The sequence below is a fragment of the Mycobacterium sp. 852013-50091_SCH5140682 genome, from assembly GCF_001665685.1.
Lineage (GTDB): Bacteria > Actinomycetota > Actinomycetes > Mycobacteriales > Mycobacteriaceae > Mycobacterium.
The window spans coordinates 23,597-36,197 of sequence record NZ_LZTB01000101.1 but is presented as its reverse complement, the minus strand read 5'-3'; the positions used below and the strand labels follow the sequence as shown (position 1 = coordinate 36,197).

The window sequence follows — 12,601 nt, the reverse complement described above, 5'->3', positions numbered from 1 at the left end:
GCCCCCCACGAGGGAGCTGGAGACATCGATATTTCAAGCGCCCGCACGGCTGACGACCTAGGCTCGCTTCAGACGGCTGTGGACGCCCTACATCAGAATGAGAACATGCGATGAACACCAATACGCTCAAGGACAGCGGCGCCAAACTGATGAATCTCGCACACCGGTTTGTCCTCACGGTCAGCGGGAAACGGTTGCTGGCCCATCCTTTTGGAATGCCATTGGTCGAGCTTCACACCGTCGGGCGCAAGTCCGGCCAGCCCAGGTCCTGCTTTCTGACGACGCCGGTGCACGACAGTAAGCGGGTGGTACTGGTGGCGTCGAAGGGCGGAGACGACCGCCACCCTGACTGGTACCGGAACCTGCAGGCGCACCCGGACGCCGAGTTGGTGATCGACGGGGAGCGTCGAAAGGTGCACGCCCGCACCGCGAATCCCGAGGAGAAGGCCGAGCTGTGGCCGCAGATCGTCGCGTCGTACCAGGGTTACGCGAACTATCAGAAGCGGACGACTCGAGACATTCCCGTCGTGATCTGCGACGTGAAGGACTGACACCGGCGCGGCACTGAAACTGGTTACCGTGCACGGTATTTCGATAGGTGATTGGCTCGATTCACGCTATCGGCGCACAGGTTCTGGGCCTACGATGATCCGGCACCGACCGGGAGGGACGACATGACGATCGATTTGCCGAAAGACTGGGCCGCCAGACTGGGCGCAGGGCTAGCCGATTTCTATCGCGACCTGCACACGCACCCCGAGTTGTCGTTCCAGGAGCACCGCACGGCGCAGAAGGTCCAGGAGGCGCTCGCCCCACTCGGCCTCGAGGTGACCTCGGGCGTCGGCGGCACCGGCGTCGTGGCCGTCCTGCGCAACGGACCCGGCCCGGTCGTCTGGCTACGGGCGGACTTCGACGCCCTGCCGGTGCAGGAACAGACCGGCCTGCCGTACGCGAGCACGGCACGGGCCACCAACCCGGACGGCAAGGACGTCCCGGTCATGCACGCGTGCGGGCACGATATGCACACCACTGCGCTCATCGGCACGCTGCACTTGCTGACCGAGACCAAAAAGCGCTGGTCAGGCACAGTGGTCGCGGTATTTCAACCGGCCGAGGAGATCGGTAGCGGAGCGGCGGCCATGATCGCCGACGGCATCCTGGACCGCTTCCCCAGCCCCGATGTGGTCCTCGGCCAGCACGTCGGCCCGATCCCCGCGGGCGTCATCGCCTACAAGACCGGGGTGGCCATGGCGGCCGCCGACTCTCTCAAGCTGCAACTGTTCGGCCATGGCGGCCACGGCTCGCAGCCGGAATCGACCGTGGATCCGGTGGTGATGGCGGCCAACGTCGTGCAGCGGCTGCAAACCATCGTGTCGCGGGAACTCTCGCCGTTCGACCCAGCCGTGGTCACGGTGGGCTACCTGCACGCCGGCGCCAAGGACAACATCATTCCCGATGACGCCGAACTCGGGATCAACGTCCGCACCTTCGACGAGAACGTGCGCAGCAAGACGCTGGCCTCGATCAGCCGCATCGCCCAGGCCGAGGCCACCGCGTCCGGTGCGAGCAAGGAGCCGGCGGTGACCACCACGCACAGCTTCCCGGTGACGGTTGTCGACGATCCCGTCATGCAGCAACTCGCCGCGGTGTTCCGGGACCACTTCGGCGCGCAGCGGGTCATCGAGAATCCCCAGCCGCTCGCCGGAAGCGAGGATGTCGGCCAATTCGGGACCACCGCGGGTGTGCCGACGGCGTTCTGGTTCTGGGGCGGATATCCGCAGGAGATCTACGACGAGTCGGCACGTAGCGGCCGGCCGGTACCGACCAACCATTCCCCGCTGTTCGCACCGGTGCTCGAACCCACGCTGTCCACGGGAGTCGAGGCCCTCACCATCGCCGCACTCTCGCGTCTGAACACGACGCGGTGAGACTCGTCGTCGCCATGACCGGAGCGACCGGGGCACCGATCGGCGTCCGGCTCCTCGAGGCGCTACGTGACCTGCAGGTCGAAACCCACCTCGTGATCAGCAGGTGGGCCCGCACCACACTCGCCCAGGAAACCGGTCTGTCGGTCAAAGCGGTCGAGGCGCTGGCCGACACGGTCTACAAGCCCGACGATCAGGGCGCAGCCATAGCGAGCGGGTCCTATCGGGTCGACGGCATGGTCGTCGCCCCGTGCAGCATGAAAACCCTCGCGGCGCTGCGCACCGGGTACGGCGACGGGCTCATCGGGCGCGCCGGGGACGTCACGCTCAAAGAGCGCCGCCGGCTGGTGCTGATCGCCCGGGAGGCGCCGCTCTCGGCGGTACACCTGGAGAACATGCTGGAGCTAACGCGCATGGGCGCCACCATCTTTCCGCCCGTGCCGGCGTTCTACAACAACCCCCGAACCATCGACGACGTCGTGGACTACATCGTGGCGCGGGTGCTCGATCAGTTCGGCCTCGACATGCCCCATGCCGGCAGATGGGTCGGACAGACTCCACCCAAGGACCGGCTCACCATCGCGCATGGCGCCCAGGACGCCGAATGACCGGGTTATGACACCCACAGTTCCACAACACTTTTGAGCGGAGTTTGAGCGTCTGGTCTCCGACTTGTGCGATAAGACTTGGACCTTCGGGCGTGTTGGCAAGATCGCCTTGGTCAGTGAGTCAGCGAGGCCGAGGTGCTGACTGAGGGCTGCGGCGAACGCGGTGAGGTCAAGTTCGACCTTGACCTTGACCATTCCTGCTTTTGCCGTGATTTGTGGATGGCTGGCCGTTGCTCCGAACGTGGCGGGTCCCGCTGCAGGTCCCAGGAACGAAAACCCACTGTGTTCCGGGTGCGGGGACAGCTGCTTGCGTCAGCAAGCGCATGTGGACTGGCTTACTCGACTTCAACAGGCTGGGCCGCGGCATGAATCGGACTTCAAATTGCCGCGAAGAAGCTCTAGGAGCGCTGTGGAAGGTCATGATTGCATGCGTGATCGAGGTCGTTCTGGCGAAGAGCACCGAGGAATTCCCTGGCGACTTCTACGTGGCTGTCGCAACGGTTGTCCCGGTTCTCTTTGTGGCACTGGCCGTGGAAGGCACCAGCTATAGCAGCCTTGTGAAGACGTATGGCGATTTGATGAAAACGGCGGGCGATACCGACCGTAACGTGGGTCTGCGGTTCCTGGCTTCAGTCGCCGGCCTCATCGCCCAGGTAGCCGCCTTCGCGATCATTCTCCTCGCGGGTATCAGCGAACTTGTCGCTCTCAATGCGCTCCTGCACCAGCGGGCCGATGCCCAGACAGCTGTTCTTGTGTCTTATGGTGTGGGCTTTCTTCTGAGCGCGGTCCTGGCAGGTCCGATGATCGCGATTATGCGGGTCACCTTCACGGCTCTTCGTGAGCAGTACACGGGGCTTTTTCGAGAACTGAGTGACGCAATCCGCATAGCCCTGACCGGCAGCCAACGGAGTGCACGAGACCATGACGAGGATGCCCCGGATGCAGAGGGTCTTCCAGACACCACCAAGTAAGTCATCGTCGGTCCTAGGACCACGCCCCTTCAGCCGCGGCGCCGACCCCGGTGACAAGAGGCCAGCGCTCGACATCGTCTTCGTCGCAACGTAGCCGGATATCCTTGGAGCCCTGGCGATTTCTCTGCCGAACTGTCTTCCAGCTCGTTGTGGCGTTTCAGCGGGTATCCGCCGGCTCTAGCCGATCGTTTGAAGGTACTGCACGCCGCGGCAGCCGTGCCCGAGAATCTGACCGCCGATCCGCAGTACAGGCGCTGAGCAACTGGTCGGCGTACGGCGTGGGCAACCTGACCCACCTTTTACAGTGAGGACATGGAAGAACTCCACGCTGACCGTAGGCGGGCCGAATCGTTCGGCGCGGCGTCCGATGACTACGACCGGTACCGGCCACGTTATCCCCAGGCGCTGATCGCTGATCTGGTGACCACTGCGGGCCTTGCGACACTCGATGTCGGGGCGGGCACGGGCATCGCTTCGGTTCAGTTGATCAATGCCGGCGCAACGGTTCTCGCCGTCGAGCCCGACTCCCGCATGGCCGGTGTCGCCGCGGGCAAGGGCGTCACGGCCGAGATCGCGACGTTCGAGGACTGGCAGCCCGCTGCACGCACATTCGATCTCGTGGTGTTCGCTCAGTCATTTCACTGGGTGCAGCCCCGGCCTGCGCTGGCCAAGGTGCGGAGCATTCTCAATGCCGGTGGGCGGCTTGTGCTGTTGTCCAACCGGATCGTGCCGAAGTCACCGACGTGGGCCGACCTGGATGACATCTACTCCGACTATCTCGGTGACGAACGCAGCTCGATCGTCGATGCCACCCGCTTGGCCGAGGTCACCGCGCTCATCGAGGACGGTGGCTTCACGGTGGAGCACCGCAACGTCGTCGAGCAGTTGCACTACACCACCGAGGACTGGCTCAATCTGGTGTTCACCTACTCCAACCACCTGACGCTGCCCACATCGGCACGAGATGAGTTGCGCGGCCGCCTCGCCGAGCGGATCGGTCCCCACGGCGTCGACGCGGTCAACGACGCGCTGGCCGTCGTCTGCACGCCCTTGTGAGAAGGGTCGGTTACGCAAACACCTTGCCGGTCAACGTGATCAGTTGGTCGAACAGGACACCCAACTCGCCGTCACGGCGCTCCAGCGGCGCGAACCCGTCAGCACCGAAATCCTGGAACAGGGAGAGCGCCACCTGGGCGCGGACATCGAGCATCTGAAAGTTCGCGACGATCTGCCGCCAATGCTCGACGGCGCGGACTCCGCCGTCGGCACCGTAAGACACGAACGCGATGGTCTTCTGGAACCATTCGGAGCCGAGGCTGTCGACCGCGTTCTTCAGTGCACCGGGGACTCCGTGGTTGTACTCAGGGGTGACGAAGATGAATCCGTCACACGAGTCGACCGCCTCGCTCCAACGCGTGACGTTCGGCGAATCGTATTGCTTCTGTGCCGTTGCCGGTACGGTCGCCGAGGTCAGCAAGGGGACGTCGAACTCCTTGAGATCCAGGACCTCGAAATCCGCATCCGCGCGCTGGGCGGCGCTTTTGGCGACCCAGTCGCCGACGGCCTTGCCGTTACGGCCCTCGCGGATCGACCCGATGACGATACCGATCTTCATGAATGCTCCCTCCAACGTGCCGCCGCACTGTGAAAGTGGTTTGCGGACGCGCGCTCATCCCGTTTGAGCTGATTGCGCCGACCACCGCAGCTTATAGTGACGGCGCCGTGCATTAGCGGGATCACGACCGATGCTCAGCGGAGGAGTGCCATGACGCGATCCGGTGTCGATCTGGGTGTCCTGAGCATCCTGCCGCTGCGTGCGAGTGCGTTGGACTCGCCCGAGGCGATACAGGAGTGGCTGCATTCGGCGGGCCCTGCCGAACGCAGCAGGCAGGTCGGTGCGATGTCGAAGACACAGGTCGCGCGCTTCGCCGCACTGCTCGACGCGACGACCGGGCCCGAACTACTGCGATCGATCGATGTCGACTTGGCGGCGCGCGTCATCCGGTCGGCGGATCTCGTGCAGGCCGGCGCATTCATCGCCGCCATGGACTCCGACGAGGGTGCGGAGATCTTGCGCAAGCTGGGTGATGCCAAACGCACCGAGTTGCTGGCGCAGACCGACCCCGCGACCGCGGAGACGTTGCGAAATCTGTTGCGCTATGCACCGAACTCTGTTGCAGCCCATATGCTTCCGGAATTGTTCACGATCGACGGCGCGCTTTCCGCGGCGGCAGCCGAGGACGCGGTCCGCGAGCAGGCCAACCAGATGCGCGGCAAGGTCCGGGCCGGCGGATACATTTATGTCACCGACGCCGACCGACGACTGATCGGAGTGGTCGGTTTCCGGGATCTGGTGTTGGCCGAGCCCGAGCAGCCGGTGCACGAGTTGATCGACGACCATCCCGTGTCGGTGCGGTCGAGTCACAATGCGGAGAACGCTGCACAACTACTCGTCGACCACGATCTGACCGCGCTGCCCGTCGTCGACGAGCGTCGGAAGCTGCTCGGTGTCCTGACGGCCGACGCCGCCGCCGACATCCTCGAGCGCGAGGCCACCGAGGACGCCGAACGCCAGGGTGGCTCGGCCCCACTGGAGGTCCCGTATCTACGTGCGTCGCCGATTCGCCTGTGGCGCAAGCGTATTGTCTGGCTGCTGGTGCTCTTCGTCGCCGAGGCATACACCGGCACGGTGCTTCGGGCGTTCGAGGACGAGCTGGAGGCGGTCGTCGCGCTCGCCTTCTTCATACCGCTGCTGATCGGAACGGGCGGCAACACTGGCACTCAGATCACCACGACCCTGGTCCGGGCCATGGCCACCGGCCAGATGCGGTTCCGCGACTTGCCGCGTGCCCTGCTCAAAGAGATGTCCACCGGCGCACTGGTAGCGGTGACGATGGCCGCCGCGGCTGTCGTCCGCGCGTGGACCCTCGGCGTCGGCCCGCAGGTCACCGTCACAGTGTCGGTCACCGTCGCGGCCATCGTGATGTGGTCGGCACTGGTGGCGACCGTGCTACCACCACTGCTCAAGAAGCTGCGGGTGGATCCCGCGGTGGTCTCGGCACCGATGATCGCCACCATCGTCGACGGCACCGGCCTGCTCATCTACTTCCTGATCGCGCACCTGACGCTGCCGCAGTTGGCCGGTCTCTAACGCGCGGTGGCCGCAGGCTCGATCCGGCGGACCAGCACCTCGGTGACGATGAGCAATCCGAGGCGCACCAGGTTGAGCCGATGCCAGCGGGCGATGAGATGCGATTGCACCTCCGGCGCGATTTCTCCTTTGAGCAGCGGGATGTTGATGCCCCGGATGAGGTAGGTGCTCAAGCCGAGTGCGCCCGCCAGGGATGCGGCCGCGGCCACGACGGTTCGGTGGTCGGCGCCGCCCTGCCATCCGCGGCGCAGCACCACCGAGGTTCCGCCCATGGCTGCCGGGGTGATCGGGGCGTAATACGGTGCCGGGCTCCCGGACCCGATGATGCCGGGGCGGCGGTGGCTCGCCCCGGCGATGAGCTGGGGCACACCGACGACGGCCTCGTAGGTATTGCCGAAGAACCAGGCTGCCCGACCGAATCTCGCGATGCCGCTTGCCGAGGGTGGGGTCAGTTTCGTCATAAGTCCGAGGCTACGACGGCTGCCTACGGTAGGTCAGTTTGTCGAGTTCGTTGCCGTATTCGTCGACCGCGACCACGTCCATCTCGCTGACGAACGTCCCGGGACGGACGTCGACGCGGATGAACGCGTAGTTGCGGAACCGTACGCGTGACCACGCGACGCCCTCAGACTGCTTGTCTCCGTGGGCATCCCAGACGTAGCTGTTGGGGACGAAGGTGTCGGCTATCGTGTGCCCGCGATAGCTCTCCGACTCGCCGGGCTGGAAGTTGTAACGCGGCCGCCCGCCCGAACCCACCGTGTAGTACACCGTCCCGTCGGTGTCGGGGTAGACGACGGCGTTGTCCTCGGCGGCCCGGGTCGGGCGGCCGCCGCGAATCGGATCGGTCCGCTCGAACACGTGGTTGTGGCCCTGCAGCACCAGATCCACGCGGTAGCGGTCGAACAATCCGACCCAGGCGGCGCGGACTCCGCCGTCGCTGGCGTGCGAATCCGTCGTCGAATAGGCGCAGTGATGGAAGAAACAGACGATGAAGTCGATGTTGGGATCAGCGCGGTGGGCGGCCAATGTCCGTTCCACCCAGCTGTTCTGGGCCCCGCCCGAATAGCCGGTGTTCGCCTTGATCTCGTAGCTGACGTCGTTGGCGTCCAGGGAAAGCACAGCGACGTTGCCGTAAACGAACGAGTACACCGAAGGACAGGCCTTGGGGCCGTTGCCCGGAAAGTCGAGCCGGGCCAGGTGCCCGGCGTACCCGTGCACGGGGTAGCTGGCTTCCATGTCGTGGTTGCCGGTGGCGAACATCCATGGTGTCGTCGCGGCGCTGCGTTCGATCGACCCGAAGTAGACGTCCCACACGAAGGGGTTGAACTTGTCGAACCCCGACGGCGGGTTGCCTCCGCCCGATGGCACGAACGTTCCGGGCTTACCCGCGCCGGAGGGGTCGGCGTAGGCGATATCCCCTGCCAGCACATGGAAATCCGGCCGCGACGCGACGATCTGATTCAGCACGTTGGTGGTGTGTCCCACGGCCGGGTCGTTGTCGGGCTTGTAGTACTGGTCGTCGTAGTCGCCGGGCTTGAGCCCCGGCGGCAACGCCGGGGTGTCGTCGGTCCCCTGGTCGCCGAGCATGGTGAATCTGAACGGCACCTGCGCGTCGCGGGCGCTGGGCATCGCCGTCGACGCGGACAGAACATCGCTGACGAAGCCGTCTTCGGTGCGCCACTGGTAGAAATGCGGTGCCCGTCCCGGCAGCCCGTCCACCGGCACATGGGCGTAGAACTGCTCGGCGGCGAGCACACCACCGCGACTGTCCGGTATCTGTGTCACGAGATTGCGGACCTCGGCCTCTGTCGTCGCACCCAGCGCCGGGGTGGGCCCGTGATCCACGAAGATCTTCACGCCGCCCGGACTGCGGGAGAGCTGCGCGGCGAACCGTAGTTGGCTCACGGCGTCCGAGCCGTAGCCCACCCGGCGGTTGGCCACCGTCAGCGGGGCGTCGGCGGCGTAGGCGCGGTGACCGAACGGAGAGACGCCGAGGCCGGCGACGGCCGCCAATGCTGCCGACCCTCGCAGAAAGTTCCGTCGCGACACCCGGTGCCTGCGAAGATAGTCCTGATGCCAGTCGTACTGCTCGGCCATCGTCATGCTGGCGGCATCCGCCGTCGGGATCCCGGTATCGGGAGTCTCGCCGGGTGCTGTCAAACGTCTCGTGCCCACATCTGAAGATGGTGGTGCAAACCGTGCCCCGGCGCTGTGCGCCACGTCGAACGCGTGGTGACGAGCCGGTGAACCGTTACCTGCGCAGCGACCGCGCCGCACCACCGCGGATCGATTTTTCAGATGAATTAGATCGAATATATGCGCTGTACAGATACAGCGTGCGGCTGAATCATGGTTTCCAACGAGCGATTCTGTCCGAGCAGTGGAGGTTGGGATGTCGAGCCAAGAGACCGAGGTTCTCGTCGTCGGCGCGGGTCAAGCCGGTATCGCGATGAGCGAGCACCTCAGTTTGCATGGCGTCGGGCACCTCGTCGTCGAGCGTGACCGGGTCGCCGAACGCTGGCGGTCGTGGCGGTGGGATTCCCTGGTGGCCAACGGGCCCGCCTGGCATGACCGTTTTCCCGGCCAGGAGTTCAACATCGACCCCGACGGGTTCGCGGGCAAGGAGCAGGTGGCCGACTACCTGGTCTCCTACGCCGAGAAGATAGACGCCCCGATCCGTACCGGCGTCGAGGTGACATCGGTCCGCAAGAACGAGGGCCGGCCCGGCTTCACCGTCCAGACCTCCGAGGGCACCATCGAGGCCCGCTACGTCGTGGCCGCCACCGGCGCGTTCCAGAAACCGGTCATCCCGCCGGTCGTGCCCGACAATGCCGGCATTCACCAGATTCATTCGAGCGCGTACCACAATCCCCAGCAGTTGCAGGACGGCGCCGTGCTGGTCGTCGGAGCCGGATCCTCAGGTGTGCAGATCGCCGACGAGCTCCAGCAGTCGGGCCGGCAGGTGTATCTCGCTGTCGGGCCGCACGACAGGCCGCCCCGCAGCTACCGCGACCGCGACTTCTGCTGGTGGCTCGGCGTTCTCGGCAAATGGGACATGGCCGCCCCGCCGCGGGGCGCCGAGCATGTGACCATCGCGGTCAGTGGCGCGCACGGCGGGCACACCGTGGATTTCCGGTCATTGGCCGCCAGTGGGATCACGCTGCTCGGGATGGCTGGCGGGTTCGACAACGGCGTCATGCGCTTCGCACCCGATCTGCGGGACAACATCGAAGCCGGCGACGCGAACTACGTGTCGATGCTCGACGAGGCCGACGCCTACGTCGCCCGCAACGGTCTCGACCTGCCCGAGGAGCCGCAGGCCCGGGTTCTCGGCCCCGACCCGGACTGCATGACCCATCCCATCCTCGAGCTGGATTTCGCCGCCGCCGGGATCACCTCGATCATCTGGGCCGTCGGCTTCGCGTTCGACTACGGCTGGCTGCAGGTCGACGCGTTCGACGAGAACGGCAAACCCAAACACCAGCGCGGCGTCTCCGCGGAGCCCGGCGTGTACTTCCTGGGACTTCCGTGGCAGTCCCGCCGCGGTTCGAGCTTCATCTGGGGCGTCTGGCACGACGCCAAGTACCTCGCCGACCAGATCGCGATTCAGCGCAGCTACCTCGCCTACAAAGCCGCCAACCAGACCTCCGAGGACAAAGGACAGTGGTCATGACCGACATCGCAACACCGACCCACACCCGGATCCGGCCCTTCAACACCAAGGACACCTATCCCGAGCAGAACCTCGACAACGACCTGTGCCAGGCCGTCGTCGCAGGCGGGGTGGTCTACCTGCGCGGGCAGATCGGCCAGGATCTCGAGACCCGGGAATCGGTGGGCATCGGCGACGTCGAAGCACAGACCGAGAAAGCGATGAGCAACATCGCGATGCTGCTCGACGAGGCAGGCAGCTCGCTGCGCGACATCGTCAAGGTCACCGTGTACCTCACCGATATCCGCTACCGCGAAACCGTGTACCGGGTCATGGGCCGCTGGCTCAAGGGCGTGTTTCCGGTGTCGACGGGCCTGGTGGTCGAGGCCCTCGCCCGGCCCGAGTGGCTCGTCGAGATCGACGCCACCGCGGTGATCAGCTCGAACACTGGTGGGGAGGCGAAATGACCTTCTCCCTTGTCGCCCGCGATCCGGGCACCGGAGCCTTCGGCATCGTGATCGCGTCGTCGAGCCCCGCGGTCGCGTCGCGCTGCGCGCACGCCCGGGCCGGCGTCGGGGTGGTCGCATCGCAGAACGTCACCAACCCCGCGCTCGGCCCACACGTGCTCGGATCGCTCGCCGGTGGCCTCGACGCCGACGGGGCGCTCAAAGCCGCACTGGCACAGGAGAAATTCCCCGATTACCGGCAGCTGACCGTCGTGGACACCCAGGGCAACACCGCGGTGCATTCGGGACCCAACAGCCTCGGCGTGCACACCCACCTCCAGGGCGATCAGGCGGTGGCGGCGGGCAATCTGCTCGCCGATGAGAAGGTGATCGCCGAACTGCTCAACGGCTATTGCGGCAGCACCGCCGCGGCCTTCGAGGACAGACTGCTCGACGGGCTGCGCGCGGCAGTCGCGGCCGGCGGCGAGGCCGGCCCCGTGCACTCCGCCGGAATGCTTGTGGTGGAAGATGTTCCGTGGCCCGTGACCGACCTTCGGGTCGACCATTCCGATGACCCCATCGGTGATCTTGCCGCGTTGTGGACGCTGTGGCAGCCGCAGAAGAACGATTATCGGGTTCGCGGCGTCGACCCGACGCAGGCACCGTCCTACGGAGTCCCGGGGGATCAGTGACCACCGTCGACGCCACCGTCGCCACGGGTGTCGCGGCAGCCCACCCCGGGCTGATCGAGCTGTCCCGTGACCTCTATGACCATCCCGAAATCGCCTGGGAAGAGGTCCGCTCCGTCGGACGTGTCGCCGGGCCGTTGGCGGACAACGGGTTTGATGTCACCGAGAAGTACTGCGGCCTGGATACCGCGTTCGCAGCGCGGATCGGCACCGGCGACCTGCACATTGCCCTGTGCGCCGAATACGACGCGCTGCCCGGGCTCGGTCATGCGTGCGGGCACAACCTCATCTCCGCGATCACGGTCGGCGCGGCACTGGCCCTGGCGCCCGTCGTCGACGATCTGGGCCTGACCCTGTCGGTGATCGGCACCCCGGCCGAAGAGGGCGGCGGCGGGAAGATCGAGCTGCTGGAACGCAACGGATTCGACGGGCTGCACGCCGCCGCCATGGTCCACCCCGGTCCCGTCGACGTGGCGCGGGCCCGGCCATTTGCCGTGTCGCACAGCCACATCTCCTACCACGGCAAGTCATCGCACGCCGCCGCCTACCCCGAACGTGGCATCAACGCGGCCGACGCGTTCACCATCGCCCAGGTGGCGATCGGCCTGCTGCGCCAGCAGTTGCCGTCGTCGGTGCGGGTACACGGCATGATGACCCGCGGCGGGGAGGCTCCGAACGCCATCGCCGAACACACCGAGGGCCGCTGGTATGTGCGGGCCGAGACCCTCGCCCAGTTGGCCGAGGTCGAACCCAAGGTGATGCGCTGCTTCGAAGCCGGCGCGCTGGCCTCGGGTGCCGAACTCACGGTGGCGCCGGAATCCAAGCCGTATGCGGAGTTCCGGACCGACGACGATCTGCTCGCGTGCTACGAGCGCCGCGCGACCGCGGCGGGCAGGCACTTCGCCACGGGCCCGGACACGATGATGGCGCGCGCGTCGACCGATATGGGCAACGTCTCGCAGACCCTGCCAGCCATCCACCCCTACATCGGCATCGACTCACTGCCCGCGGTCAACCATCAGCCCGAGTTCGCCGCGGCCACCATCACCCCCGCAGCCGAAACCGCCATCGCGCAGGGCGCGCTCGCCTTGGCAGGCACCGTCGTCGACGCCGCAGGCCAAACCGCCATCCGTGACCGGCTGCTCGATGGAAGATGAAC

The 12,601-nt window shown here is 66.0% G+C and carries 13 protein-coding genes; 10 read left to right on the top strand and 3 right to left on the bottom strand.

The features are described from left to right. Positions 1-110: 110 nt before the first annotated feature. The 5 genes from A5784_RS26490 (at position 111) to A5784_RS26470 (ending at position 4,560) form a co-directional block, all read left to right on the top strand. Complete coding sequence (locus A5784_RS26490) at positions 111-551, top strand: nitroreductase family deazaflavin-dependent oxidoreductase (RefSeq protein ID WP_064947848.1); 441 nt, start codon at positions 111-113, stop codon at positions 549-551. A gap of 123 nt (positions 552-674) precedes the next feature. Beyond that, positions 675-1,928: an amidohydrolase gene (locus A5784_RS26485; protein WP_064947847.1), complete on the top strand. Its 1,254-nt coding sequence runs from the start codon at positions 675-677 to the stop codon at positions 1,926-1,928. After that, on the top strand, positions 1,925-2,533 hold the full coding sequence (locus A5784_RS26480) for a UbiX family flavin prenyltransferase (protein WP_232006251.1): 609 nt from the start codon (positions 1,925-1,927) through the stop codon (positions 2,531-2,533). Before A5784_RS26485 ends, A5784_RS26480 begins: the two co-directional genes overlap by 4 nt. 431 nt (positions 2,534-2,964) lie before the next feature. Next, entirely contained in the window at positions 2,965-3,504 is a 540-nt protein-coding gene (locus A5784_RS26475; RefSeq protein ID WP_156750783.1) for a hypothetical protein, read from the top strand. Between the two features lie 312 nt (positions 3,505-3,816). Further along, entirely contained in the window at positions 3,817-4,560 is a 744-nt protein-coding gene (locus A5784_RS26470; RefSeq protein WP_064947845.1) for a class I SAM-dependent methyltransferase, read from the top strand. Between the two features lie 10 nt (positions 4,561-4,570). Here the strand turns inward: A5784_RS26470 and A5784_RS26465 are convergent, their stop codons facing one another. After that, the gene (locus A5784_RS26465; RefSeq protein ID WP_064947844.1) at positions 4,571-5,119 is read right to left on the bottom strand and encodes an NADPH-dependent FMN reductase; all 549 of its coding nucleotides are present in this window, start codon (positions 5,117-5,119) and stop codon (positions 4,571-4,573) included. Between the two features lie 180 nt (positions 5,120-5,299). Here A5784_RS26465 and mgtE point away from each other — a divergent pair, with 180 nt between their 5' ends. After that, on the top strand, positions 5,300-6,655 hold the full coding sequence (gene mgtE, locus A5784_RS26460; RefSeq protein WP_502687545.1) for a magnesium transporter: 1,356 nt from the start codon (positions 5,300-5,302) through the stop codon (positions 6,653-6,655). Here mgtE and A5784_RS26455 read toward each other — a convergent pair. Both A5784_RS26455 and A5784_RS26450 read right to left on the bottom strand, forming a co-directional pair. After that, positions 6,652-7,116 (bottom strand): hypothetical protein, encoded by a 465-nt coding sequence (locus tag A5784_RS26455; protein ID WP_064947842.1) that lies wholly within the window; start codon positions 7,114-7,116, stop codon positions 6,652-6,654. The two genes, mgtE and A5784_RS26455, sit on opposite strands and share 4 nt — an antisense overlap. 10 nt (positions 7,117-7,126) lie before the next feature. After that, positions 7,127-8,758 (bottom strand): metallophosphoesterase, encoded by a 1,632-nt coding sequence (locus tag A5784_RS26450; RefSeq protein ID WP_232006252.1) that lies wholly within the window; start codon positions 8,756-8,758, stop codon positions 7,127-7,129. Positions 8,759-9,047: 289 nt separating this feature from the next. Between A5784_RS26450 and A5784_RS26445 the strand changes: the two genes are divergently transcribed. From A5784_RS26445 to A5784_RS26430, 4 genes are read left to right on the top strand one after another with little or no spacing between them, the layout of a single operon-like run. Beyond that, a complete protein-coding gene (locus tag A5784_RS26445) occupies positions 9,048-10,328 on the top strand; it encodes a flavin-containing monooxygenase (protein WP_064947840.1) in 1,281 nt (426 codons plus the stop codon). Next, positions 10,325-10,774 (top strand): RidA family protein, encoded by a 450-nt coding sequence (locus A5784_RS26440; protein WP_064947839.1) that lies wholly within the window; start codon positions 10,325-10,327, stop codon positions 10,772-10,774. Before A5784_RS26445 ends, A5784_RS26440 begins: the two co-directional genes overlap by 4 nt. Beyond that, complete coding sequence (locus A5784_RS26435; RefSeq protein WP_064947838.1) at positions 10,771-11,445, top strand: DUF1028 domain-containing protein; 675 nt, start codon at positions 10,771-10,773, stop codon at positions 11,443-11,445. Before A5784_RS26440 ends, A5784_RS26435 begins: the two co-directional genes overlap by 4 nt. Continuing rightward, a complete protein-coding gene (locus A5784_RS26430) occupies positions 11,442-12,599 on the top strand; it encodes a M20 family metallopeptidase (RefSeq protein WP_064947837.1) in 1,158 nt (385 codons plus the stop codon). Before A5784_RS26435 ends, A5784_RS26430 begins: the two co-directional genes overlap by 4 nt. Positions 12,600-12,601: the final 2 nt, after the last annotated feature.

Coding starts and splice junctions, on each gene's coding strand:
- A5784_RS26490 (WP_064947848.1), top strand. CDS start 111: ATGAACACCAATACGCTCAAGGACAGCGGCGCCAAACTGATGAATCTC.
- A5784_RS26485 (WP_064947847.1), top strand. CDS start 675: ATGACGATCGATTTGCCGAAAGACTGGGCCGCCAGACTGGGCGCAGGG.
- A5784_RS26470 (WP_064947845.1), top strand. CDS start 3,817: ATGGAAGAACTCCACGCTGACCGTAGGCGGGCCGAATCGTTCGGCGCG.
- A5784_RS26465 (WP_064947844.1), bottom strand. CDS start 5,119: ATGAAGATCGGTATCGTCATCGGGTCGATCCGCGAGGGCCGTAACGGC.
- A5784_RS26455 (WP_064947842.1), bottom strand. CDS start 7,116: ATGACGAAACTGACCCCACCCTCGGCAAGCGGCATCGCGAGATTCGGT.
- A5784_RS26450 (WP_232006252.1), bottom strand. CDS start 8,758: ATGACGATGGCCGAGCAGTACGACTGGCATCAGGACTATCTTCGCAGG.
- A5784_RS26445 (WP_064947840.1), top strand. CDS start 9,048: ATGTCGAGCCAAGAGACCGAGGTTCTCGTCGTCGGCGCGGGTCAAGCC.
- A5784_RS26440 (WP_064947839.1), top strand. CDS start 10,325: ATGACCGACATCGCAACACCGACCCACACCCGGATCCGGCCCTTCAAC.
- A5784_RS26435 (WP_064947838.1), top strand. CDS start 10,771: ATGACCTTCTCCCTTGTCGCCCGCGATCCGGGCACCGGAGCCTTCGGC.